Origin of the sequence: Pseudomonas viridiflava (genome assembly GCF_900602065.1) — a bacterium.
Taxonomy (GTDB): domain Bacteria; phylum Pseudomonadota; class Gammaproteobacteria; order Pseudomonadales; family Pseudomonadaceae; genus Aquipseudomonas.
This window is the reverse complement of sequence record NZ_UWFN01000347.1, coordinates 102,272-121,445: the sequence shown is the minus strand read 5'-3', so window position 1 is coordinate 121,445 and position 19,174 is coordinate 102,272. Positions and strand designations below refer to the sequence as shown.

The 19,174-nt window shown below is 58.1% G+C and carries 23 protein-coding genes; 18 read left to right on the top strand and 5 right to left on the bottom strand.

Translation table 11 applies throughout. The annotated features are described in order from the left end of the window. Window positions 1-212 precede the first annotated feature (212 nt). Complete coding sequence (locus EE949_RS26300) at window positions 213-1,352, top strand: Fic family protein (RefSeq protein ID WP_122667086.1); 1,140 nt, start codon at window positions 213-215, stop codon at window positions 1,350-1,352. A 422-nt stretch (window positions 1,353-1,774) separates the two neighbouring features. Here EE949_RS26300 and EE949_RS26295 read toward each other — a convergent pair whose 3' ends face one another. Together EE949_RS26295 and EE949_RS26290 are read right to left on the bottom strand one after the other, a co-directional pair. Continuing rightward, complete coding sequence (locus EE949_RS26295; protein WP_231675337.1) at window positions 1,775-2,050, bottom strand: type II toxin-antitoxin system RelE/ParE family toxin; 276 nt, start codon at window positions 2,048-2,050, stop codon at window positions 1,775-1,777. After that, window positions 2,028-2,276 carry a CopG family ribbon-helix-helix protein gene (locus EE949_RS26290; protein ID WP_122666968.1) on the bottom strand — a complete coding sequence of 83 codons (249 nt, stop codon included), beginning with the start codon at window positions 2,274-2,276 and terminating at the stop codon, window positions 2,028-2,030. Before EE949_RS26290 ends, EE949_RS26295 begins: the two co-directional genes overlap by 23 nt. Window positions 2,277-2,804: 528 nt before the next feature. Between EE949_RS26290 and EE949_RS26285 the strand changes: the two genes are divergently transcribed. The 10 genes from EE949_RS26285 (at window position 2,805) to madM (ending at window position 10,629) form a co-directional block, all read left to right on the top strand. Next, the gene (locus tag EE949_RS26285) at window positions 2,805-3,017 is read left to right on the top strand and encodes a DUF6124 family protein (protein WP_122666967.1); all 213 of its coding nucleotides are present in this window, start codon (window positions 2,805-2,807) and stop codon (window positions 3,015-3,017) included. Window positions 3,018-3,275: 258 nt separating this feature from the next. Continuing rightward, window positions 3,276-4,952 carry a malonate decarboxylase subunit alpha gene (gene mdcA / locus EE949_RS26280; protein WP_027901332.1) on the top strand — a complete coding sequence of 559 codons (1,677 nt, stop codon included), beginning with the start codon at window positions 3,276-3,278 and terminating at the stop codon, window positions 4,950-4,952. Beyond that, window positions 4,952-5,833 (top strand): triphosphoribosyl-dephospho-CoA synthase, encoded by an 882-nt coding sequence (locus tag EE949_RS26275; protein ID WP_122666966.1) that lies wholly within the window; start codon window positions 4,952-4,954, stop codon window positions 5,831-5,833. The genes mdcA and EE949_RS26275 overlap by 1 nt, the downstream gene beginning before the upstream one ends. Window positions 5,834-5,835: 2 nt before the next feature. Beyond that, window positions 5,836-6,135 (top strand): malonate decarboxylase subunit delta, encoded by a 300-nt coding sequence (locus EE949_RS26270; protein ID WP_087265683.1) that lies wholly within the window; start codon window positions 5,836-5,838, stop codon window positions 6,133-6,135. Beyond that, window positions 6,128-6,994, top strand: coding sequence for a biotin-independent malonate decarboxylase subunit beta (locus EE949_RS26265; RefSeq protein WP_122666965.1), 867 nt, complete (start codon window positions 6,128-6,130; stop codon window positions 6,992-6,994). Before EE949_RS26270 ends, EE949_RS26265 begins: the two co-directional genes overlap by 8 nt. After that, on the top strand, window positions 6,991-7,791 hold the full coding sequence (gene mdcE / locus EE949_RS26260) for a biotin-independent malonate decarboxylase subunit gamma (RefSeq protein WP_122666964.1): 801 nt from the start codon (window positions 6,991-6,993) through the stop codon (window positions 7,789-7,791). The genes EE949_RS26265 and mdcE overlap by 4 nt, the downstream gene beginning before the upstream one ends. Continuing rightward, entirely contained in the window at window positions 7,792-8,418 is a 627-nt protein-coding gene (locus EE949_RS26255; RefSeq protein ID WP_122666963.1) for a malonate decarboxylase holo-ACP synthase, read from the top strand. Continuing rightward, a complete protein-coding gene (gene mdcH, locus EE949_RS26250) occupies window positions 8,415-9,350 on the top strand; it encodes a malonate decarboxylase subunit epsilon (RefSeq protein WP_122666962.1) in 936 nt (311 codons plus the stop codon). The genes EE949_RS26255 and mdcH overlap by 4 nt, the downstream gene beginning before the upstream one ends. Window positions 9,351-9,422: 72 nt before the next feature. After that, window positions 9,423-9,863 carry a malonate transporter subunit MadL gene (gene madL, locus EE949_RS26245; protein ID WP_027901339.1) on the top strand — a complete coding sequence of 147 codons (441 nt, stop codon included), beginning with the start codon at window positions 9,423-9,425 and terminating at the stop codon, window positions 9,861-9,863. A 1-nt stretch (window position 9,864) separates the two neighbouring features. Then, window positions 9,865-10,629, top strand: a complete 765-nt coding sequence (gene madM, locus EE949_RS26240) for a malonate transporter subunit MadM (RefSeq protein WP_122395395.1) — start codon at window positions 9,865-9,867, stop codon at window positions 10,627-10,629. Between the two features lie 133 nt (window positions 10,630-10,762). On the opposite strand, the gene EE949_RS26235 is transcribed toward madM, so the two are convergent. Beyond that, complete coding sequence (locus EE949_RS26235; protein ID WP_122666961.1) at window positions 10,763-11,683, bottom strand: LysR family transcriptional regulator; 921 nt, start codon at window positions 11,681-11,683, stop codon at window positions 10,763-10,765. A gap of 152 nt (window positions 11,684-11,835) precedes the next feature. On the opposite strand from EE949_RS26235, the gene trhA reads away from it, so the two are divergent. Further along, entirely contained in the window at window positions 11,836-12,453 is a 618-nt protein-coding gene (gene trhA, locus EE949_RS26230) for a PAQR family membrane homeostasis protein TrhA (protein ID WP_122666960.1), read from the top strand. Window positions 12,454-12,639: 186 nt separating this feature from the next. Here the strand turns inward: trhA and EE949_RS26225 are convergent, their stop codons facing one another. Continuing rightward, window positions 12,640-13,089 (bottom strand): hypothetical protein, encoded by a 450-nt coding sequence (locus EE949_RS26225; protein WP_205504750.1) that lies wholly within the window; start codon window positions 13,087-13,089, stop codon window positions 12,640-12,642. Continuing rightward, on the bottom strand, window positions 13,067-13,405 hold the full coding sequence (locus EE949_RS26220; protein ID WP_122667084.1) for a polymorphic toxin type 44 domain-containing protein: 339 nt from the start codon (window positions 13,403-13,405) through the stop codon (window positions 13,067-13,069). Before EE949_RS26220 ends, EE949_RS26225 begins: the two co-directional genes overlap by 23 nt. A gap of 391 nt (window positions 13,406-13,796) precedes the next feature. Here EE949_RS26220 and EE949_RS26215 point away from each other — a divergent pair, with 391 nt between their 5' ends. The 6 genes from EE949_RS26215 to EE949_RS26190 all read left to right on the top strand — a co-directional run bounded on the left by EE949_RS26215 (window position 13,797) and on the right by EE949_RS26190 (window position 19,161). Then, the gene (locus EE949_RS26215; RefSeq protein ID WP_087265699.1) at window positions 13,797-14,573 is read left to right on the top strand and encodes a transporter substrate-binding domain-containing protein; all 777 of its coding nucleotides are present in this window, start codon (window positions 13,797-13,799) and stop codon (window positions 14,571-14,573) included. Window positions 14,574-14,635: 62 nt separating this feature from the next. After that, entirely contained in the window at window positions 14,636-15,310 is a 675-nt protein-coding gene (locus EE949_RS26210) for an amino acid ABC transporter permease (RefSeq protein ID WP_099267852.1), read from the top strand. Beyond that, entirely contained in the window at window positions 15,310-16,044 is a 735-nt protein-coding gene (locus tag EE949_RS26205) for an amino acid ABC transporter ATP-binding protein (RefSeq protein WP_027902049.1), read from the top strand. The genes EE949_RS26210 and EE949_RS26205 overlap by 1 nt, the downstream gene beginning before the upstream one ends. Window positions 16,045-16,065: 21 nt before the next feature. Beyond that, entirely contained in the window at window positions 16,066-17,313 is a 1,248-nt protein-coding gene (locus EE949_RS26200; RefSeq protein ID WP_122666959.1) for a cysteine desulfurase-like protein, read from the top strand. Between the two features lie 18 nt (window positions 17,314-17,331). Then, a complete protein-coding gene (locus tag EE949_RS26195; RefSeq protein WP_122666958.1) occupies window positions 17,332-18,204 on the top strand; it encodes a MurR/RpiR family transcriptional regulator in 873 nt (290 codons plus the stop codon). Between the two features lie 60 nt (window positions 18,205-18,264). Further along, complete coding sequence (locus EE949_RS26190; RefSeq protein ID WP_122666957.1) at window positions 18,265-19,161, top strand: allantoinase PuuE; 897 nt, start codon at window positions 18,265-18,267, stop codon at window positions 19,159-19,161. Window positions 19,162-19,174 lie beyond the last annotated feature (13 nt).

Here is a 19,174-nt window from a genome sequence, read left to right as displayed (position 1 = left end):
CGCGAAGCGGCAGCAACGGCCGCGGCCTCAGTGCATTTGCTGGAACCGGGTCGTCAGATATACGACTGCTGCGCAGCCGTTCGCGAACAAGTTCGCTCCTACCGAAAAATGCGTACCCAGTTAAATACGTGAGCCGATTAAATCGGCTATTCGGCTCACCTGATGAGCCGAATACGGCTATTATTCGACTCATGTGCAAAACGGCCGCCACTATGAACGAACCCCTGAACTGGATCTGGCAGCACGCTGACTGGCCGCATTTTCGCTGGCAGGCGGAGCGGCTCGCCTCACTGTTGCGTTGCTGCTCTCAGGCGCAGGGCCAGTTGCTGGGCATGTTGGGGGCGGCGGGAGACGATGCGAGCGCACAGACGGAGCTTGATGCGCTGCTGCAAAACATCATCACCTCTTCAGCCATTGAAGGTGAGCAACTGAATGTCGGCTCGGTACGCTCATCACTGGCCAAGCGTCTTGGACTTGAGGCTGATCAGCGGGTCAGCCCGCGCAGTGAAGGCCTGGCCGAGCTAATGCTCGATGCCACCCAGCAACACACTGCGACGCTCACGCTTGAGCGGATACTGCACTGGCATACGCTGCTGTTTCCGGCCCAGGAATCGCTGCTGTCCCACGACATTCGGGTAGGTGCCTTGCGGGGTAATGAGCCGATGCAGGTGGTGTCTGGGTGTGTGGACCGGCCAACTGTGCATTTCGAAGCCCCGGCGCGCGAAGGCCTGGAGGGACAACTCGATGCGTTTCTTGATTGGTTCGCCGCCAACCGGGAAGATGCCAGCCTCGACCCATTGCTGCGTGCGGGTATTGCGCACTTCTGGTTCGTGACGCTGCATCCCTTCGATGACGGCAACGGCCGTCTGACGCGAGCTATCACTGACCTTGCTTTGGCGCAGGCCGAGAACCAGGCGATCCGCTTTTACGCCATGTCCGCCAGCATCCTTGCGGATCGACGCGGCTACTATGAAATCCTGGAGCGCAGTCAGAAAGACGGTCTGGATATCACGCCGTGGCTTGAGTGGTTTCTGCAAACCCTGCTGCATACCCTTGAGCAAGCGATCAAACCCATCGACCGCGTATTGGCCAAGGCGCGCTTCTGGCAGCAACACCGGGAAGACGGTTTATCTCCAGAGCAAATCAAAGTCCTCAATCGTTTGCTGGACGGAAGTTTGCTGGCAGACAAGCCGGGTTTCGAAGGCGGCATCAGCGCCGCGCAATATCAGGCTGTTGCCAAGGTCAGTAAAGCCACCGCCACCCGGCACCTTGCTGATCTTCTGGAAAAGGGCTGCTTGCTGAAGCTACCGGGAGGAGGGCGGAGTACGCGGTATCAGTTGGTCTTGGATTGAGCGGTTGTTGTCCCGCAGCTAACCTTGGACCTGTAGGAGCGCCACCCCGGTCACTCCTACAATGGCCTGTGCTTGCTGCGTGAGCGCGTCGGTTCACTTCTAGCTCGCTTAGGTTCAAGGACATATCGTCGGTCAGAACTGTCCTGGCTTTGTGTTGAGCGACAGAGCGGCGCAGGCGCTTGGCGTTTGATTCGTTACTCAGCAAGTAAGTCGTCTCAACGCTGGAGTTTTCATTCCGCGGGTTGTCAGGCGAGGTCATGATGAAATCCGAAGAGCGTTTTCAATGAAAAGTAACTGATTTAGGCGGAGCGAATCAGTACGGATGTATTACCCGCCGAGATATTGAGCCACAACTTCCCCACTCTACAGCCAGACATCGCCCTTTCCCTTGAGTGAAATTTCCGAAAAAAAACCTGGACCAACTAAGCATTTCGTTGATGTCGAATTCTAATGACTTGAATTTCTTGATCGTTTATTCGGTACAGCGCTAAAAATGGGTAGCGAGCAAAAACCAGCTCACGAACCCCTGGACGTAGAGCCGGGCGCCCCATGCTGCTGAAAATCGTCAGTGGGTCCAGCTTTTCGAGGAGGTGGAGAATAATGCCAGTTGCTACCTTTGGACCTGCGTTTGCAACGTAGTATTCGTGGATAGAAAGCAGGTCGCTTCGAGCTTTCTCAGTCAGCGCTATTGTTCGCACGTGCTAACCACTCAGCTTTTACTATTTCAAGATCGGTGAGACGACCCGCTTCAGCGTCTGCAATGCCTTCGTCTATCGCCTGCAACTCTTCGAATGCTGTCGCCAAATATTGTTCTAACGCCCGTTGCAGATGGTATTGGCGGTCTCGATTTGAAGCCGACACGAGCTCGTCGAGTTTTGCTGCCAATGAGTCATCAATAAAGAATGACAACGTGGATGATGCCATGACGTACTCCCCGAATTGGCAATTATAGGTTTGCGCGCAACGCTTGGGAGTATACCGCTGCTGTGAGTGCAGAGAGGTTTCGCTATTCAGATGTGTCATTGCTTTGAAGTTTTCGCAGGAAGTTTGGGCTTTGAAATTTATCAAGGGATGCCTACTTTTTTGAGTTAGATATTTATTGCCTGCGCAGATGTTGACTCGTTTTATGGCCGTTCGATAGCAAGAAGCCTCCCTTTCACTTGAGTGAAATTTCCGAGAAAATCCCGGCCTATTGCGCCCTGTGATTTGGGTCTCTAACCTCCTGCCGTCGCTGCAAAATCAGCGATCAGGTTTGGTAGACCTAGAGTTACAGGCGCAACGCGCCACCTTCTGCGAGGCGCATTTTTACGGCCTGTGTTTATGGTGGCCGTGCGCACGGTGTCTTCGGACGCGCCGGGTTCCTGTAACCGGTTCTACCAACTTGCGTACGGCTGCCACCCATCGTTTGGTAGCGAATGGGTGGCTCCTAAATTCATACAGGAATTAAATCAAATGCCCGAAACATCACCCCCGATACCCTTCCTCGCCAATCACGCCCTGACTCAAGAGCAATCCCTGACTCACGCCTCAGAGTTACTGCGTTGCGCCATGGCCACTGCTTACGAATGCGGCGACAGCCTGACCGGTTCAAAGCGCGATCTGGCGTTTTCTGTTGTGCATCTGGTTGAAATGGCCAAAGCGATGGTTGAGCGGTCGCTGCAGTAACTGCTGCGAAGCTGCTGTTCACCTGTGGGACCGAATTCATTCGGGAAGGCGGTATTTCAGGCAGTGCATACGCTGCGGATGTACCGTCCTCTTCGCGAATGAATTCGCTCCCACTGAAATTGCGTTTGCAGGCCTGCACTCCCATTGGTGCGTATCGCTATCATTACTCCAACCGTAACGATCCCGCGCTCTACTTGATTGATGCCCCGCACCCTTAGCTCCTAAGGTGGCCCACGACAGCGAAATCGTGGAGTGGACATGACAACAATAACGACCCCCGACGCGCGCTGGTCGCGTCGTCGCACCGAGAAACAGCGGCGGCTCGAGCAGGTGCGGCATCTTGCCGATGGTGTGGTGTTGCCGACCGACAACATCGTCGCAGCGCTGGAAGCCTTGATGGTGTCCGGTGATCGCGTGGTGCTTGAGGGCAACAACCAGAAGCAGGCGGACTTTCTTTCCCGTGCCCTGGCCAAAGTCGACCCGGCCAAGCTGCATGACCTGCACATGATCATGCCCAGCGTCGGACGCTCGGAGCATCTGGATCTCTTCGAACGCGGCATCGCCCGCAAGCTCGATTTCTCCTTTGCCGGTACGCAAAGCCTGCGCATCAGCCAGTTGCTGGAAGACGGCCTGCTGGAAATCGGCGCGATTCATACCTATATCGAGCTGTACTCGCGGCTCGTGGTCGATCTGATTCCCAATGTCGTGCTCTCGGCCGGTTTCATGGCCGACCGGGCAGGCAACATCTACACCGGCCCCAGCACCGAAGACACCCCCGCCTTGATCGAACCCGCCGCGTTCAGCGACGGCATTGTCATCGTTCAGGTCAACCAATTGGTGGACGACGTCAGCGATCTGCCTCGCGTTGATATCCCGGCGTCGTGGGTCGATTTTGTTGTGGTCGCTGACAAACCGTTTTACATCGAACCGCTGTTCACTCGCGACCCGCGCCACATCAAGCCAGTACACGTGTTGATGGCGATGATGGCGATCCGCGGCATCTACGAAAAACACAATGTGCAGTCGCTTAACCACGGCATCGGTTTCAACACCGCCGCCATCGAATTGATCCTGCCGACCTACGGTGAATCACTCGGCCTGAAGGGCAAGATCTGCCGCAACTGGACGCTCAATCCGCACCCGACGTTGATCCCCGCCATCGAAAGCGGCTGGGTCGAGAGCGTGCACTGCTTCGGCACTGAACTGGGGATGGAAAACTACATCGCTGCCCGGCCGGATGTGTTCTTTACCGGGCGTGACGGCTCTATGCGTTCCAACCGCATGGTCTGCCAACTGGCCGGGCAATACGCCGTGGATCTTTTCATCGGTGCGACCTTGCAAGTGGATGGTGATGGTCACTCCTCAACCGTCACCCGTGGTCGCCTCGCCGGTTTTGGTGGCGCGCCGAACATGGGCCACGACCCTCACGGACGTCGTCATCCAACCCCCGCCTGGCTGGACATGCGCCAACAGAGCGGCGACGGCCCGGATGCTTATCTTGAGCGCGGCAAAAAGCTCGTGGTGCAGATGGTCGAGACCTTCCAGGAGGGTGGTAAACCCACTTTCGTGGAAACCCTCGACGCGGTCGAAGTGGCGAAGAAAAGCGGCATGCCCCTCGCGCCAATCATGATCTATGGCGACGACGTCACCCATTTGCTCACCGAAGAAGGCATTGCCTATCTGTACAAGGCACGCAGCCTTGAAGAGCGTCAGGCGATGATCGCAGCGGTGGCAGGCGTGACTGTCATCGGCATGCGCCATAACCCCAAAGACACCGCCCGCATGCGCCGTGAAGGCTTGATTGCGCTGCCGGAAGATCTGGGTATCCGCCGCACCGATGCCAGCCGCGAATTGCTCGCCGCCAAGAGCATCGGTGATCTGGTTCAGTGGTCAGGCGGCTTGTACAACCCACCTGCCAAATTCAGGAGTTGGTGATGAGCGCACTTGCACACAAAGCCAAATCTGACAGCCCGTTGTTCGCCGAACAGCTGGCTGACCTTGCCGTTGAAGCGTTAATCGATGAAGCGGACCTTTCACCTAAACCTGCACTGGTGGATCGGCGCGGCAGTGGCGCGCACAGCGATCTGCATCTGGGCCTGATGCACGCCTCGGCGTTGTCGCTATGGCCAATGTTCAAAGACATGGCTGAAGCGGCCCAGCAGTTCTCCGAGATCGGCCAGCCTTTGCGCGAGACCTTGGGCCGCATCGGTCGTGAAGGCGAAGCCGCGATGCTGCGCACCACGAATGGCGTGAACACCCACCGTGGCGCGATCTGGGCCTTGGGCCTGTTGGTCACCGCTGCCGCGCTTGAACCGAATAACTGCAGCGCAGCGCAATTGACCCTGCGCGCCGCAAAGCTTGCCTTGATTGAAGACCGCAACGTGGTTGCGCAACTTAGCCACGGCGCACAAGTGGCCCAGCGTTATGGCGCCATGGGTGCGAAAGAACAGGCGCAACTGGGCTTCCCCGCCGTCATGCAAAAAGGCCTGCCGCAAATGCGCCGCAGTCGCGCCAACGCCAGTGGCGAGCAGAACGCGCGACTCGATGCCTTACTGGCGATCATGACCACGTTGGCGGACACCTGTGTGCTGTATCGCTCCGGCCTTGAAGGTTTGCACGCCATGCAGCACGGCGCGCAACGGGTGCTGGACGCGGGCGGCAGTGCGAGTCTGGCCGGTCGCCGCTGTTTGCACGCGCTGGATCAGCAGTTGTTGCAGCTCAATGCATCCCCCGGTGGCGCTGCCGATTTGCTCGCCGCATGCCTGTTCATCGATAGCCTTGAGCCTGTGCTCGGCTCTGAATCGAGGAGTGTCTGACCATGGAAACCCTGTCTTTTGAATTCCCCGCCGGGCAGCCGCCGCTAGGCCGTGCGCTGGTGGGTTGTGTCGGATCCGGCGATCTGGAAGTGCTGCTTGAACCCGGAGTGCCCGGCAAGTTGTCGATCAACGTGGTGACGTCGGTAAATGGCGCGTCTGCCCGCTGGCAGCATTTGTTCGAGCGCATGTTCGACGGTCAGACGCCACCTGCGCTGGCCATCGATATTCACGATTTCGGCGCCACACCAGGCGTGGTTCGTTTGCGTCTGGAGCAAGGCTTCGAGGAGATTGGTCATGACTGATACCGCACGCTTGCTCCAGCAACACAGCTTCGTCGAATTGGGCGCTCGGCAACGGGCAAAAGCGCTGCTCGACGAAGGCAGCTTTCGTGAGCTGATTGGGCCGTTTGACCGCGTCATGTCGCCCTGGTTGATCAAGCAAGGCATCGTCGCCCAGGCGGACGACGGGGTGATTGTCGCCAAAGGTACGGTCGGTGGTTTGCCGGTGGTTATCGCCGCCATCGAAGGTGCGTTTCAGGGCGGCAGCATGGGTGAAGTAGGCGGCGCGAAAATGGCTGGCGCACTGGAACTGGCTGCTGAAGACAACCGCAACGGTATTCCGACTGCCGCGATTTTGCTGCTGGAAACCGGTGGCGTGCGCTTGCAGGAAGCCAACCTTGGGCTGGCTGCGATTGCCGAGATTCACGCGGCGATTGTCGACCTGCGCCAGTACCAGCCGGTGATCGGCGTGGTGGCGGGCAGCGTCGGTTGTTTTGGAGGCATGTCCATCGCGGCGGGCTTGTGCAGTTACCTGTTGGTGACTCAGGAAGCACGGCTTGGCTTGAACGGCCCGCAAGTGATCGAGCAGGAAGCGGGTATCGAAGAATACGACTCCCGCGATCGGCCTTTCATCTGGAGCCTGACCGGAGGCGAGCAGCGTTACGCCAGTCATCTGGTGGACGGTTTTGCCGCTGACGACGTGCAGGCGATTCGTGAACAAGTGACCGGCTGGATCAGCCTCGGTGTTCCGGCTCAGGAGCGCAGCAGCCAGTACGAAACCTTTCTGCATCGTCTGGCGCGTCTCGACACCACTTCACAAGTCGATCCGCAAACCGTGCGCGATCTCTATACAGAGCCGCAATCCAAAGGAGCCAAGCCATGAGCGCTTCCCAAAGAGGTTTGAACTGGTTCAAGGCGCTCAGCGCCAATGCGGCCGAAGTGGTGGGTTTGCCTCATTCAGTCAAGGCTGCCGATGGAATACTGGGTGATCAGCCGGTGCGTTTTCTGGCGGTGGTTGCCGATGCTGACAACCGGTTTCCGCGCGCTCGCAGTGGCGAGGTCGGATTACTGGAAGGTTGGGGTCTGGCCAAGGCCGTGGATTCCGCCATCGAGCTGGATCGTGATAACGAACACAAGCGCGCATTGATCGCTATCGTTGATGTGCCGAGTCAGGCGTATGGCCGACGCGAAGAAGCGCTCGGGATTCATCAAGCGTTGGCCGGTGCGGTAGACAGTTATGCCCGTGCGCGACTGGCGGGCCATCCGGTCATTGGTTTGCTGGTTGGCAAGGCCATGTCCGGTGCGTTTCTGGCTCACGGTTATCAGGCCAATCGGCTGATTGCCCTTCGTGATCCCGGCGTTATGGTGCACGCCATGGGCAAAGAGTCGGCGGCGCGAGTCACCTTACGCAGCGTCGACGAACTGGAAAAACTCGCTTCCAGCATCCCGCCCATGGCGTACGACATCGAGAACTACGCCAGCCTTGGCTTGCTCTGGGAGACCTTGTCGGTCAGCCAGATCGAACAGCCCTCCGGCGAAGATATCAGCCAGGTTCAGGAGGTGCTGAACAGTGCGATCAAAGACGTGAAGGCCACAGGGAATGACCTGAGCAGCCGACTTGGCGCGAGCAATCGCCAAGCCTCGTCAAAAGTGCGCGAACTGCTGCGGGCGCAGTGGTAAATGAACGCTGATCTGGCAGTGCTGCCCCACGATTTGTTGTGGGGCATGCCTGTGTCTGCCTTGCCTGCCAATGCGCCGGACTGGGTGTTTGAGGCTGTACGCCTTGAGCATCCGGTGGTGGTGCGTCGTTCATTGGCACCGCGAGCGCTTGTCGCGGTGGGTATCCGTGGTCCGCGTCGTGAGCAGCGGTTTGCGGCACTGATGCCACGGGATGCTATCGAGCGTTGCGTGCGTCCTGAGCAGTTGACGCATGTTCAAGGAGCGCACGATTGGCCTGCGCTGCAAGCACTGGATCAGATTCGTCCGTTGATGGATTTGCTGGCGCTGCCTTGGGGCGTGAGCGGCAGTGCTGGCTTTGAATTGGCCAGCGGTGTGGCGGCTCTGCATCAGAACAGTGACCTGGATTTGATTGTGCGCACGCCGCGCTTTGTCAGCCGTGAATGGGCTGGCGAGTTGGTGAAGGTTCTGGACCGCTCCGTGTGTCGAATCGACGTGCAATTACAGACGCCTTTTGGCGCGCTGGCATTGCGCGAGTGGGCGGGTGCTTCGCGTCAGGTTTTGCTCAAGAGTGAGCACGGTGCCTGGTTGGTCACCCAACCCTGGCAGCCGACCGAGGCCTGCGCATGAGCAGCTTTTGGGTGTTCCCCGGCCAGGGCGCGCAGCAGCCGGGCATGTTGAATCAGTTGCCAGATGAGCAATCGATTCGTGATTGCCTGAGTGAAGCATGCGATGCGTTGGGCGAAGACGTATTGCTGCTGGATTCTGAACAAGCGCTGCAGTCCACTCGCGCAGTGCAGTTGTGTTTGTTGATTGCCGGGGTCGCCAGTGCGCGTCTTTTACAAACCCAGGGCTGCGTGCCGGACACCGTTGCCGGTTTGTCCATCGGTGCGTATCCGGCAGCAGTTGTTGCCGGTTCGCTGGGCTTTGCGGACGCCGTTCGGCTGGTGGCGTTGCGCGGTGAACTGATGCAGAACGCCTATCCTGAGGGCTATGGCATGACGGCGATTATCGGGCTGGATCAGACCGCCGTCGAAGCGCTGGTGGCTGATGTTCACGGCCCTGAAAGTCCGGTGTATCTGGCCAATATCAACGCCGATAACCAGTTTGTGATCGCCGGAAGCATCGAGGCGATGGCTGACGTGGCGCGCCTGGCAAAAGCCAGCGGAGCGGCAACGGTCAAGCGCCTGGCGGTGAGCGTGCCGTCTCATTGTGCGCTGCTTGAGCAACCTGCGCAGGCCTTGGCTGAGGCTTTCGCCAACGTGACGATCAGCGCTCCCGCCGTACGCTATCTGAGCGGCAGCACGGCGCGACCAATGCTGACCGCGGACAAGCTGCGTGACGATCTGGCCTTCAACATGTGCCGCGTCATCGATTGGCGCAGCACGGTGCAAACCGCTTACGAGCGCGGCGCACGTCTGCATCTCGAATTCCCGCCGGGCACGGTATTGACCGGGCTGGCGCGCAAAGTCTTCGAACAAGGAACGGTCGTCGCGTTTCAAGGCGCTCGCCTGGACAGTCTGGTCGCGCTGTCGCGTGAGGAGGGCCGCCGCAACCCATAGAGCGCACGGACGTTGGACCGTTTCGAAGAACAAGAACAACAACTTCGTAAGGCAAACTGAGGAATAACAATAATGATTATCTACGGTGTAGCACTGCTGGCTATCTGCATGCTGGCAGGGGTGATTCTCGGTGACTTGCTTGGCGTGATGCTGGGCGTCAAATCCAACGTCGGTGGTGTCGGGATCGCGATGATCCTGCTGATCTGTGCCCGTCTGTGGATGGAGAAGCGCGGCGGCATGAGCAAGGAATGCGAGATGGGCGTCGGCTTCTGGGGCGCCATGTACATCCCGGTGGTGGTCGCGATGGCGGCTCAGCAAAACGTTGTTACGGCCCTCAAAGGCGGCCCTGTCGCGGTGCTCGCTGCCGTAGGCTCGGTGGTCTTGTGCGGTTGCACCATTGCCTTGATCAGTCGCGTCAACAAGGGCGAGCCGCTGCCTCCGGAAGAGCCGGTGATCATTCCGGGCATCACGCCGGTACCAACGCCTTCGCCAACGCCAGCAGGGAGCCGCTGATATGTGGGAAATCATTGATAAGGGTTTGATCAGCAACGGGCTGGTGACGGCATTTGCCTTTGTGGGCGTGGTGATGTGGATCTCTGTCGTGCTTTCCAAGCGCCTGACGTTCGGCAGGGTGCATGGCTCGGCCATCGCCATTGTCATCGGCCTGGTTCTGGCGTGGGTCGGCGGCACGATGACCGGCGGGCAAAAAGGCCTGGCGGACGTGACGTTGTTTTCCGGTATCGGGCTGATGGGCGGCGCCATGCTGCGTGACTTCGCCATCGTTGCCACCGCGTTCGAAGTGCAGGCAACTGAAGCGCGCAAAGCCGGAATGATTGGCGTGATTGCGCTGCTGCTTGGCACGATCCTGCCGTTCATTGTCGGCGCGAGCATCGCCTGGGTGTTTGGCTATCGCGATGCGGTAAGCATGACCACCATCGGCGCGGGCGCAGTGACCTATATCGTTGGCCCGGTCACCGGCGCGGCATTGGGTGCCACGTCGGATGTGATGGCGCTATCAATCGCGACTGGCTTGATCAAGGCGATCATCGTGATGGTTGGCACACCGATGGCGGCACGCTGGATGGGCCTGGATAACCCGCGTTCGGCGATGGTCTTCGGCGGTCTGGCAGGTACTGTAAGCGGTGTGACGGCTGGCTTGGCTGCGACCGATCGGCGACTGGTGCCTTACGGCGCGTTGACCGCAACGTTCCACACAGGTTTGGGCTGCCTGCTGGGGCCGTCGCTGTTGTACTTCGTCGTGAGGGCTATTGTCGGTTGATTACTGTTCGCACTGTATCCCTTGTGGGAGCTGAGCTTGCTCGCGATGAACGATGACGCGGTTCACTTTAGATCGCGTCCAGCTTTATCGCGAGCAAGCTCGGCTCCCACAGGAAATTGCATTCGTGCGGGTTCTACGCGGATGTCAGCCGATTGGCATACATCCTTCCCTCCGCAATCAACGCCAGCAGATTCGGGTCGCGCTCTTTCGATTTCAGAAACACCATGCCGATGTGCTGCTGCATGCGATATCGCTCTTGCAGCGGGATCAGCTTCACCCGGTTCTCGTAAACCGCTGCAATACGCCCCGGCAACAGCGCATACCCTACGCCAGAGCTGACCATGCTCAGCAAGGTGAAGATGTCGTTCACCTGCATTGCCACTTTTGGTTCAAACCCCGCCTGCTGAAAAACCCGGATGCCATCGCGATGTGTGGCGAAGCCTTGGGTCAGGGTAATGAACGTCGCTTCGCGCAGGTCGCTAAGGTCCACTTCGCTGTGCTGTGAGAACGGCGAGTCGGCGGGGACGGCCAGGAAAATATCATCGGAAAAAAGCGACAGATGCTCACAATCCGGGTCGTTGACGCTCTCGTCCAGTGACACCAGAATCGCGTCCACTTCCATGTTCTTCAGCTTGTAGAACAGGTCGATGTTAGAGCCCATGATCAAGTCGATGTTGAGCTCGCTACGGCGAATCTTCAGGCCCATGATCAACTGCGGCACAGTCTTCACCGTCAGTGAATACAGTGAGCCCAGCTTGAAGCGTGCTGCGGAAAACCCGGCTGCCTGACGTGTCAGCTCAACCGTGGCGAGCACGTCCTGAATCAGCTTCTGAGCACGCTCTTCCAGCACGTAGGCACTTTCCAGCGGAGTCAGGTTGCGGCCTTCATGCTTGAACAGCGGGCAACGCAAGGCGCTTTCCAGTGAGTGAATCGCGCGGTGCACGCTGACGTTACTGGTGTTCAGGTCCGCGGCCGCTTTGGTCAGGTTGCCGGTGCGCATGAACGCCAGGAATATTTCCAGTTTTTTCAGGGTCAACTCATCGTCGATTTGCATGTCGTGAGGCTTCTTGTTTGAGTGCCCCGATTGTGCACATTTAGATAGCCACTGGCTGTAATAAAAAACTGTTTGGCTAACGCATGGCTTGCGCTTTACGTCCCTAAGCTAGAGCCTTGCGCAGCAGTTCAGAACGATGAGGTAGTGTGCGGATGTATTACGGAGAAAAATTCAACGCCTGGTCGCATCTGGTCGGTGCGGTATTGGCTTTGGTAGGGGCTGTCTGGCTGCTGGCGATTGCCAGTTTGCAGGGCGATATCTGGAAGATTGTCAGCGTCGCGATCTACGGCGTAACGCTAGTGGCGCTGTACAGCGCATCGACCGTGTACCACAGCGTGCGCGGGCGGGCGAAAACGATCATGCAGAAGGTTGATCACTTTTCGATCTATTTGTTGATTGCAGGCAGCTACACGCCGTTTTGTCTGGTGACCTTGCGCGGCCCCTGGGGCTGGACGTTATTCGGCGTGGTCTGGGGCCTGGCAGTGATCGGCATCCTGCAGGAAATCAAACCGCGCTCCGAAGCGCGGATCATGTCTATCGTGATCTATGCGGTTATGGGCTGGATCGTGCTGGTGGCGGTCAAACCGCTGATTGCCGCACTGGGCACTGCGGGCTTTACCTGGCTCGCGGCGGGTGGCGCGCTGTACACCATCGGCATCATCTTCTTCGCCTACGACACCCGCTTTCGCCACTGGCACGGCATCTGGCATTTGTTCGTGATAGCCGGGAGTCTGCTGCACTTCGTGGCGATTTGTTTTTATGTGTTGTGAGTAGCGGGTGCGCCGACGCTGTATCGAGGCAAGTATAGGGGCCTGTAGGAGTGAGCTTGCTCGCGATAGCGTTAGGTCAGGCGATGACTTATCGACAGAAAAATCGAAATCGCGAGCAAGCTCACTCCTACATAGAGTTGTGTTCGCCTTCGGAAATCTCCTGAACTGGTGATCCGTAACCCGACGCTATTCAGGTGTCTGGACAACCAGGTCGACATCAATAGGAGTGACGCCCGAGCCGTCAGAGTTGTTGAAAAATGTTCTGCTCGAGAATGAATAGACCTGACCTTTCACGGATACCAAGATTTTCTTGTCCTGCCCGACGATGCTGACGTTTGGATCTTTAGTGACAAGAAACGGGTGCTCTTCTATGAGAACCCGCTTGATGTCTTCATCGCCGACAAGTGCGTTATGCGCGTAAAATCGATAGCTAAACCCCACCGTGGCACCGCCGCGATTGTCTCTGACCCCATAGATGAAGCCGCCATTTGCCAGTGAGTATTTGAGTACAACCTGATCCAGTTCTGGATTGCCAGGTTGATTGAGCCAAGTCCAGCCTGCATGTAGCAGGCAAGCAGCAAGAGTCATGTAGGCGATACATCGGATCATCAATCTAGAAGCCTCTGGAGCGAGCATAAGCTATTCCTTGTTTGATCCAGAATTGGTCATTGGGATCATCTCCGTATGGTGCATCTCGCCACCAGACACCGAATTGTGGTCTGGAGGTTCCCGCGGCAGTCTGTGCCATTCCTGCCGCCCGCAGCAGCCGCGAAGATGGTATACCCGCTGCCGTGCCTGCGGCTCCGTAGTTGAAATTTCCAAGTGCCTCATAGCGCGCAGATCGCTGTTTGTAATCCCAAGGACCTCTATTGCGGACCTGCTTATAAAACCAGGAGTAGAGAAACGCCGAGCCGTCCTGTAAGGAGTGTCTTTTGCGGCGGGCTACGTGCATGTTCTCAAGAATTGATACGTTTTCGGGCGCTTCCGGAATTTGCATTATTGTCCCCCTATGGCAAGAGGCGAAACGTATCACCAGAGCTCAGGGTAAATTCGGGTGCAGAGCGTTCGAGAGCGTTCCTACAAAAGCATCGGATATTTCTGTAATCACATCATCGGCCTGCCCCGCATCAGTGCACACCACGCAACCCTTCAGCTGATTTTTACCCAAGCCTCCCCGTAGCGCACCGCACCGTCTGGCCGCACCAAATCGGCAGGCTTTTGCACTGCATTGAAGCATTTAATTCATTATTTAAAACTGTTGAATTATTTGATTCTTGCTCCTAGTCTGTTCCTCGACCCGCCTGCTGGCGACTTCTTGAAACGACTGAGTTCGGGAGCAATTGATGAACGTGAAAGTACTCTTGAGTATGGCGGTGGCCACTGCGTTTTCGGCCTCTACCTGGGCGGCGGACTGGACGGTGGGTGCCAACGTGGGCAACGTGCCTTGGGAGTTTCAGGACGCCAAAGGCGAGATCGTCGGCTTTGAAGTCGATGTGGTCAAAGAAGTCGCCAAGCGTGCTGGCAAGACAGTCGAGTTTGTGAATATTCCTTTCAACGGCCTGTTCAGTGCCGTGCAGTCCAAGCGTGCAGACATCGCTATTTCGTCGATTACGATTACCCCCAAACGTCTTGAATCGGTGGGATTCGCTCAGCCGTATTACGACAGCGATCAGTCACTGTCGGTGCTGACCAAATCGGGCATTGATGGCCTCAAAGGCATGCAGGGCAAAGTGGTCGGCGTAGACACAGGCTCCACGGGTGACATGTGGGTGACTGCGCATCAGGCCGAGTACAAGTTTGGCGATGTGTCCCGTTACGAAGGGCTTTCCCCGGCGATGCTCGACCTGGCTTCCGGGCGTATGGACGGCTACATCAGCGATATTCCGGCCGTGCTCTATTACATCAAGGACAAGCCGCAATACCGGGTGGTCGCCCGTATTCCCACTGGCGAGAAGTACTCGCTGATGCACGCCAAAGGCTGGGCGTCTGCGACTCAGGTCAACGACATCATCACCGCCATGAAAAAAGAAGGCGTGATTGCTGACTTGCACAAGAAGTGGTTTGGCGCCGATGCCGATCCAGAGTCCAGCACCGTCAAGGTTGTCGACGTACTCAAATAAGCGCGGCTAATAACCTCTAACTGTTCAAACCCGGCGCCCGGCGCTGTCACCAAGGAGTCCTGATGGAGCTGGTCCAGACTTTCTTCAACTGGGGTGTGTTTGTCGACGCACTGCCGCAGATGCTGCGGGGCCTCGGGGTGACGGTGTTGCTTGGCGTGGTCAGCATCATTCTTGGTCTGGTGGGCGGTTTGCTGCTGGCCATGCTACGTCTGTATGGCTATGCACCGATCCGGTTGCTGGCGCGGATTTACATCGATGTGATGCGCTCGATCCCACTGCTGGTGTTTCTGGTGCTGATTTATTACGCGCTGCCGTTTGTGGGGATTCGTCTTTCTTCGTTCGCCGCAGCGGTGGCAGCGTTATCGCTGGTGTCCTGCGCATACTCGGCAGAGATTTTTCGCTCCGGTATTGAAGCCATCCCGCGCGGGCAATTCGAAGCGGCGGCCTCGCAGGGCATGAGCTTCTTCAACACGATGCGCGACGTGATCCTGCCTCAGGCCATGCGCATTGTTCTGCCGCCCATGACCAGTAACTGCATCAACGTCATGAAGGACACTGCACTCGCTTCGGTGGTTGCCATGCCGGATCTGCTCAAGCAGGCGACTCAGGCGCAGGCACTCTCTGCCAACCCCACGCCGCTGGTGGGCGCGGCGATTATGTATCTGTTGCTGTTACTGCCCCTGGTGCAACTGGTCAGTTGGGTCGAGCGGCGCAACGGCGCGGGGAGGAAGAGCTGATGAGCGCAGTCATCCAGATTGAAGGTGTTGCCAAGTTTTATGGCCGGTTTCAGGCCCTGGCGGATATCAACCTGTCAGTCGAGCAGGGCGAAGTGGTGGTGATTCTCGGGCCGTCAGGCTCAGGAAAGTCCACGCTGATTCGCTGCATCAATCTGCTGGAGGAGTATCAGGAAGGCGAGATTCGGGTAGCTGATCAGCGGGTCGAAACTGGACCGAAACTGGCAGGTATTCGCTGTGAAGTCGGCATGGTCTTCCAGAATTTCAATCTGTATCCGCACATGACGGTGCTGGCCAATGTGGCGCTGGCACCGGTGCGGGTGCGCGGCTTATCGCGCCGTGATGCTCAGGATCGAGCGCGGGTATTGCTGGAAAAGGTCGGCATGAGCGCACACGCCGACAAATACCCCGGCCAGCTTTCCGGTGGTCAGCAACAACGCGTGGCGATTGCCCGAACCATGGCCATGGAGCCACGGGTAATTCTGTTCGACGAACCGACTTCTGCGCTGGACCCGGAAATGGTCGGTGAGGTGCTCGATGTCATGCAAAACCTGGCGCGCTCAGGCGTGACCATGGTCGTGGTCACCCATGAGATGGGCTTCGCCCGTAAAGTCGCCGACCGGGTGATCTTTATGGAAAGCGGCCGGATCATCGAACAGAACAAACCCGAAGCCTTTTTCACGGCGCCTCAGGAACCGCGAACACAGGCCTTTTTGCAGGCCATCCTGCACCACTGATTCCTTTTGGAGACTGCCCAATTGAACGCCCTCGATATCGATTATGTTCGCCGCCAGTTCCCCATGCTGGCCGATGGTTTTGCGTATCTGGACAACGCCGGTGGTTCGGCGGTGCTTGGGCGCGTGGCTGAGCGGGTCCGCGACTACCTGATTCACAGCAGCGTGCAATTGGGCGCGTCCTACAACGGATCGGCTTCAGCCGGTGCGTTGGTGCTACAAGCCCGAGAGTCCGTGGCACAACTGATCAACGCCTATCACCCCGAAGAATGCGTGATGGGCGGCTCGACCACGCACTTGCTGCAAATCCTCTGCCGCGCCATTGCGCCCTCGATTAACAGCGGCGATGAAATCATCGTTACCCACAGCGATCACGAAGCCAATATCGGCCCGTGGCAGCGGTTGTGCGAGGAGCGTGGTGCGACGTTGCGAGTATGGTCAGTCGATCCGCAAACGCTGGAACTGGAGCTCGACGATCTGGATGCACTGCTTGGCTCGCGTACCCGCTATGTGGCCATGACCCACGCGTCGAACATTCTGGGCAGCGTCAACCCGGTGGCCGAAGTCGCCCGTCGTGTGCATGCCGTGGGCGGCAAGTTGTGCGTCGATGCCGTGGCGTATGCGCCCCATCGTCTGGTAGATGTGCAGGCCAGCGGCGCTGATTACTACGTGTTCAGTTTCTACAAGGTGTTCGGCCCGCACTTCGCAGTCCTGTGGGGGCATCGCGAGGCGCTACTTGAACTGCCGAGCCTCAATCACTTTTTCATCGGGCAGGACGTGATCCCTTACAAGCTGCAACCGGGCAACCTCAACTACGAACTGTCTTACGGCTGCATGGGCATCAATGAATACCTGCTGGATATCGGTCAGCGTCTGGGGGCCAGCGGCAGCCCACGCCAGATCATGCAAGCTGCATTCGATGCGTTCGAAGTACAGGAAGATTTGCTCGCCGAAACCCTGTTGTCATTTCTGCGTGAAACAGCAGGCGTGCGGATTATCGGCAAGCCTCAGGTAACGGCGGGTGATCGGGTGCCGACCATCAGCTTCGTGGTGGAGGGCGTGCAATCGGAAGCCATCGTGCGGCGCATTGACGAACACAGGATCGGGATTCGCTTCGGTGACTTCTACGCGCGACACTTGATCGAACAGTTGGGCCTGGCCCGGTTCGGCGGTGTGGTGCGGGTATCGATTGCGCACTACAACACGGTCGACGAAATGCAGCGTCTGGTCCGGCATCTGGCCGAGGCGATCAACGACTTGCGTCCATCCTGATTTTTACGAGCGACCTACATGTCAGTACCTCAAACCCTTGCCGAGTTGCGTGCGGCTATCGTCGAGCAGCAAGATCGCTTGACCGCGCGTATGCGCGATGCGGCGTGCTACCTCACCGAGCATCCCCATGATGTGGCACTCAACACAGTCGCTGCGCTGGCGGAGCGCTCCGGGATTGCTTCATCGGCTTTTATTCGGCTGGCCAAGGCGCTGGGTTTCAACGGCTTCAGCGACTTGCAGCGATTGTTCAAGGCACCGTTGCAGCAGGCGGGTTCGTCGAGCTTCAGTGAACGGATTCGTCACTATCAGGGTGAAGAACTACTGGAAGACCCGACCGATGTCGGCGCCATTCTGACCGCGTTCAGCCGGGCCAACATCGTGTCTCTGGAGCATCTGGCCGAGGGGCAGCAGGTCGAAGCGCTGGAGCAGGCAATCACTCTTTTGCAACGGGCGCGCACCACGTTCGTGGTGGGCATGCGCCGGTCGTTTCCGATGGCCAGTTACCTGAGCTATGCGCTGAGTCGAGTCGGCCGTCGTGCCGTGCACATCAGCGGTCTCGGTGGTTCATTGCGCGAGCAAGTCGGCGCGCTGCACAGCGATGACATTCTGGTTGCCGTGAGCTTTCCGCCGTATGCCACGGAAACCATCGAAGCCTGCCAGCAGGCAGTGGCGGCAGGTACACCTATTGTGGCGATTACCGACAGCCTGCTCAGCCCGATCGGCCAGCACGCGGCGGTGATCATTGAAGTCAACGATGCGGAATTACTGGGCTTTCGCTCACTGACGGCGGCGTTCTGCGTGGCTCAGACCCTGGCGATGGGTCTGGCGTTTCGCGACGGTCAGTCGCTGAGCGGCCCTGATCATGATGCTTTGAAAAACATCGACTGCTGAGCCCGGGCTTTGCGGTCTGTTCGAACCCAACCATCTGCGCCTGTGCAGGAGATTGCTCATATGGCTTTACCCCTTCGCGATCTGGTCGGCTACGGCCAAAACCGTCCTCAAGGCACCTGGCCCAATGGCGCCCGGTTGGCGATCAGCCTTGTCATCAATTATGAAGAAGGCTCCGAGCGTTCGCTGGCAATGGGCGATCCCGATCAGGAAAGCATGACTGAATGGGGCAGTTACCAATTCCCTGATGGCGTGCGCAATCTGGCGATGGAGTCGATGTATGAATACGGCTCGCGGGTGGGTATCTGGCGGATTCTGGAGATCCTCGAAAAGGCTGGCGTGCCGTCCACTTTTCACGCCTGCGCCGTTGCATTCGAACAGAACCCTGATGTCGCTAAAGCAGCTGTCGCGCTGGGTCATGAAGTCTGCAGTCATGGCTATCGATGGGAAGAGGTTTTCCGCCTGACCGAAGAGGAAGAGCGTGAGCACATTCGTCTCGCCGTGGAATCATTCGAACGCACTTGCGGCAAGCGTCCGGTCGGCTGGTATTGCCGCTATGGCGCAAGCGTACGGACCCGGCGTCTGGTGGCCGAAGAGGGTGGTTTTCTGTACGACTCCGATGCCTATAACGACGACGTACCGTACTACGTCGACGTTGAGGGCAAACAGCATCTGGTGGTGCCTTATACCAGCGACGTGAATGACTTCCGCTATTGGAACTCACCCGGTCTGTCCCAAGCGTCGGACTTTTTCGAATACATGAAAGAAAGCTTCGAAGTGCTTTACGAAGAGTCAGCCGATGGCTTGCGCATGATGTCGGTGGGTTTGCACCCGCGCATGGTTGGTCGTCCGGGCCGCGTGCGGGCGATCAAGCGATTCATCGAATATGCCCAGGGCCACGAAGGCGTCTGGTTCGCGACCCGCGAGCAGATTGCCAAAGCCTGGATGAGCCGCGGCTAACCCAACCTTTAGG

What these genes read in the sequence shown, in the direction of transcription:
- EE949_RS26300 (WP_122667086.1), top strand. Translation starts at nt 213, where the DNA reads ATGAACGAACCCCTGAACTGGATCTGGCAGCACGCTGACTGGCCGCAT.
- EE949_RS26290 (WP_122666968.1), bottom strand. Translation starts at nt 2,276, where the DNA reads ATGGCATCATCCACGTTGTCATTCTTTATTGATGACTCATTGGCAGCA.
- EE949_RS26285 (WP_122666967.1), top strand. Translation starts at nt 2,805, where the DNA reads ATGCCCGAAACATCACCCCCGATACCCTTCCTCGCCAATCACGCCCTG.
- mdcA (WP_027901332.1), top strand. Translation starts at nt 3,276, where the DNA reads ATGACAACAATAACGACCCCCGACGCGCGCTGGTCGCGTCGTCGCACC.
- EE949_RS26275 (WP_122666966.1), top strand. Translation starts at nt 4,952, where the DNA reads ATGAGCGCACTTGCACACAAAGCCAAATCTGACAGCCCGTTGTTCGCC.
- EE949_RS26270 (WP_087265683.1), top strand. Translation starts at nt 5,836, where the DNA reads ATGGAAACCCTGTCTTTTGAATTCCCCGCCGGGCAGCCGCCGCTAGGC.
- EE949_RS26265 (WP_122666965.1), top strand. Translation starts at nt 6,128, where the DNA reads ATGACTGATACCGCACGCTTGCTCCAGCAACACAGCTTCGTCGAATTG.
- mdcE (WP_122666964.1), top strand. Translation starts at nt 6,991, where the DNA reads ATGAGCGCTTCCCAAAGAGGTTTGAACTGGTTCAAGGCGCTCAGCGCC.
- EE949_RS26255 (WP_122666963.1), top strand. Translation starts at nt 7,792, where the DNA reads ATGAACGCTGATCTGGCAGTGCTGCCCCACGATTTGTTGTGGGGCATG.
- mdcH (WP_122666962.1), top strand. Translation starts at nt 8,415, where the DNA reads ATGAGCAGCTTTTGGGTGTTCCCCGGCCAGGGCGCGCAGCAGCCGGGC.
- madL (WP_027901339.1), top strand. Translation starts at nt 9,423, where the DNA reads ATGATTATCTACGGTGTAGCACTGCTGGCTATCTGCATGCTGGCAGGG.
- madM (WP_122395395.1), top strand. Translation starts at nt 9,865, where the DNA reads ATGTGGGAAATCATTGATAAGGGTTTGATCAGCAACGGGCTGGTGACG.
- EE949_RS26235 (WP_122666961.1), bottom strand. Translation starts at nt 11,683, where the DNA reads ATGCAAATCGACGATGAGTTGACCCTGAAAAAACTGGAAATATTCCTG.
- trhA (WP_122666960.1), top strand. Translation starts at nt 11,836, where the DNA reads ATGTATTACGGAGAAAAATTCAACGCCTGGTCGCATCTGGTCGGTGCG.
- EE949_RS26225 (WP_205504750.1), bottom strand. Translation starts at nt 13,089, where the DNA reads ATGCTCGCTCCAGAGGCTTCTAGATTGATGATCCGATGTATCGCCTAC.
- EE949_RS26220 (WP_122667084.1), bottom strand. Translation starts at nt 13,405, where the DNA reads ATGCACGTAGCCCGCCGCAAAAGACACTCCTTACAGGACGGCTCGGCG.
- EE949_RS26215 (WP_087265699.1), top strand. Translation starts at nt 13,797, where the DNA reads ATGAACGTGAAAGTACTCTTGAGTATGGCGGTGGCCACTGCGTTTTCG.
- EE949_RS26210 (WP_099267852.1), top strand. Translation starts at nt 14,636, where the DNA reads ATGGAGCTGGTCCAGACTTTCTTCAACTGGGGTGTGTTTGTCGACGCA.
- EE949_RS26205 (WP_027902049.1), top strand. Translation starts at nt 15,310, where the DNA reads ATGAGCGCAGTCATCCAGATTGAAGGTGTTGCCAAGTTTTATGGCCGG.
- EE949_RS26195 (WP_122666958.1), top strand. Translation starts at nt 17,332, where the DNA reads ATGTCAGTACCTCAAACCCTTGCCGAGTTGCGTGCGGCTATCGTCGAG.
- EE949_RS26190 (WP_122666957.1), top strand. Translation starts at nt 18,265, where the DNA reads ATGGCTTTACCCCTTCGCGATCTGGTCGGCTACGGCCAAAACCGTCCT.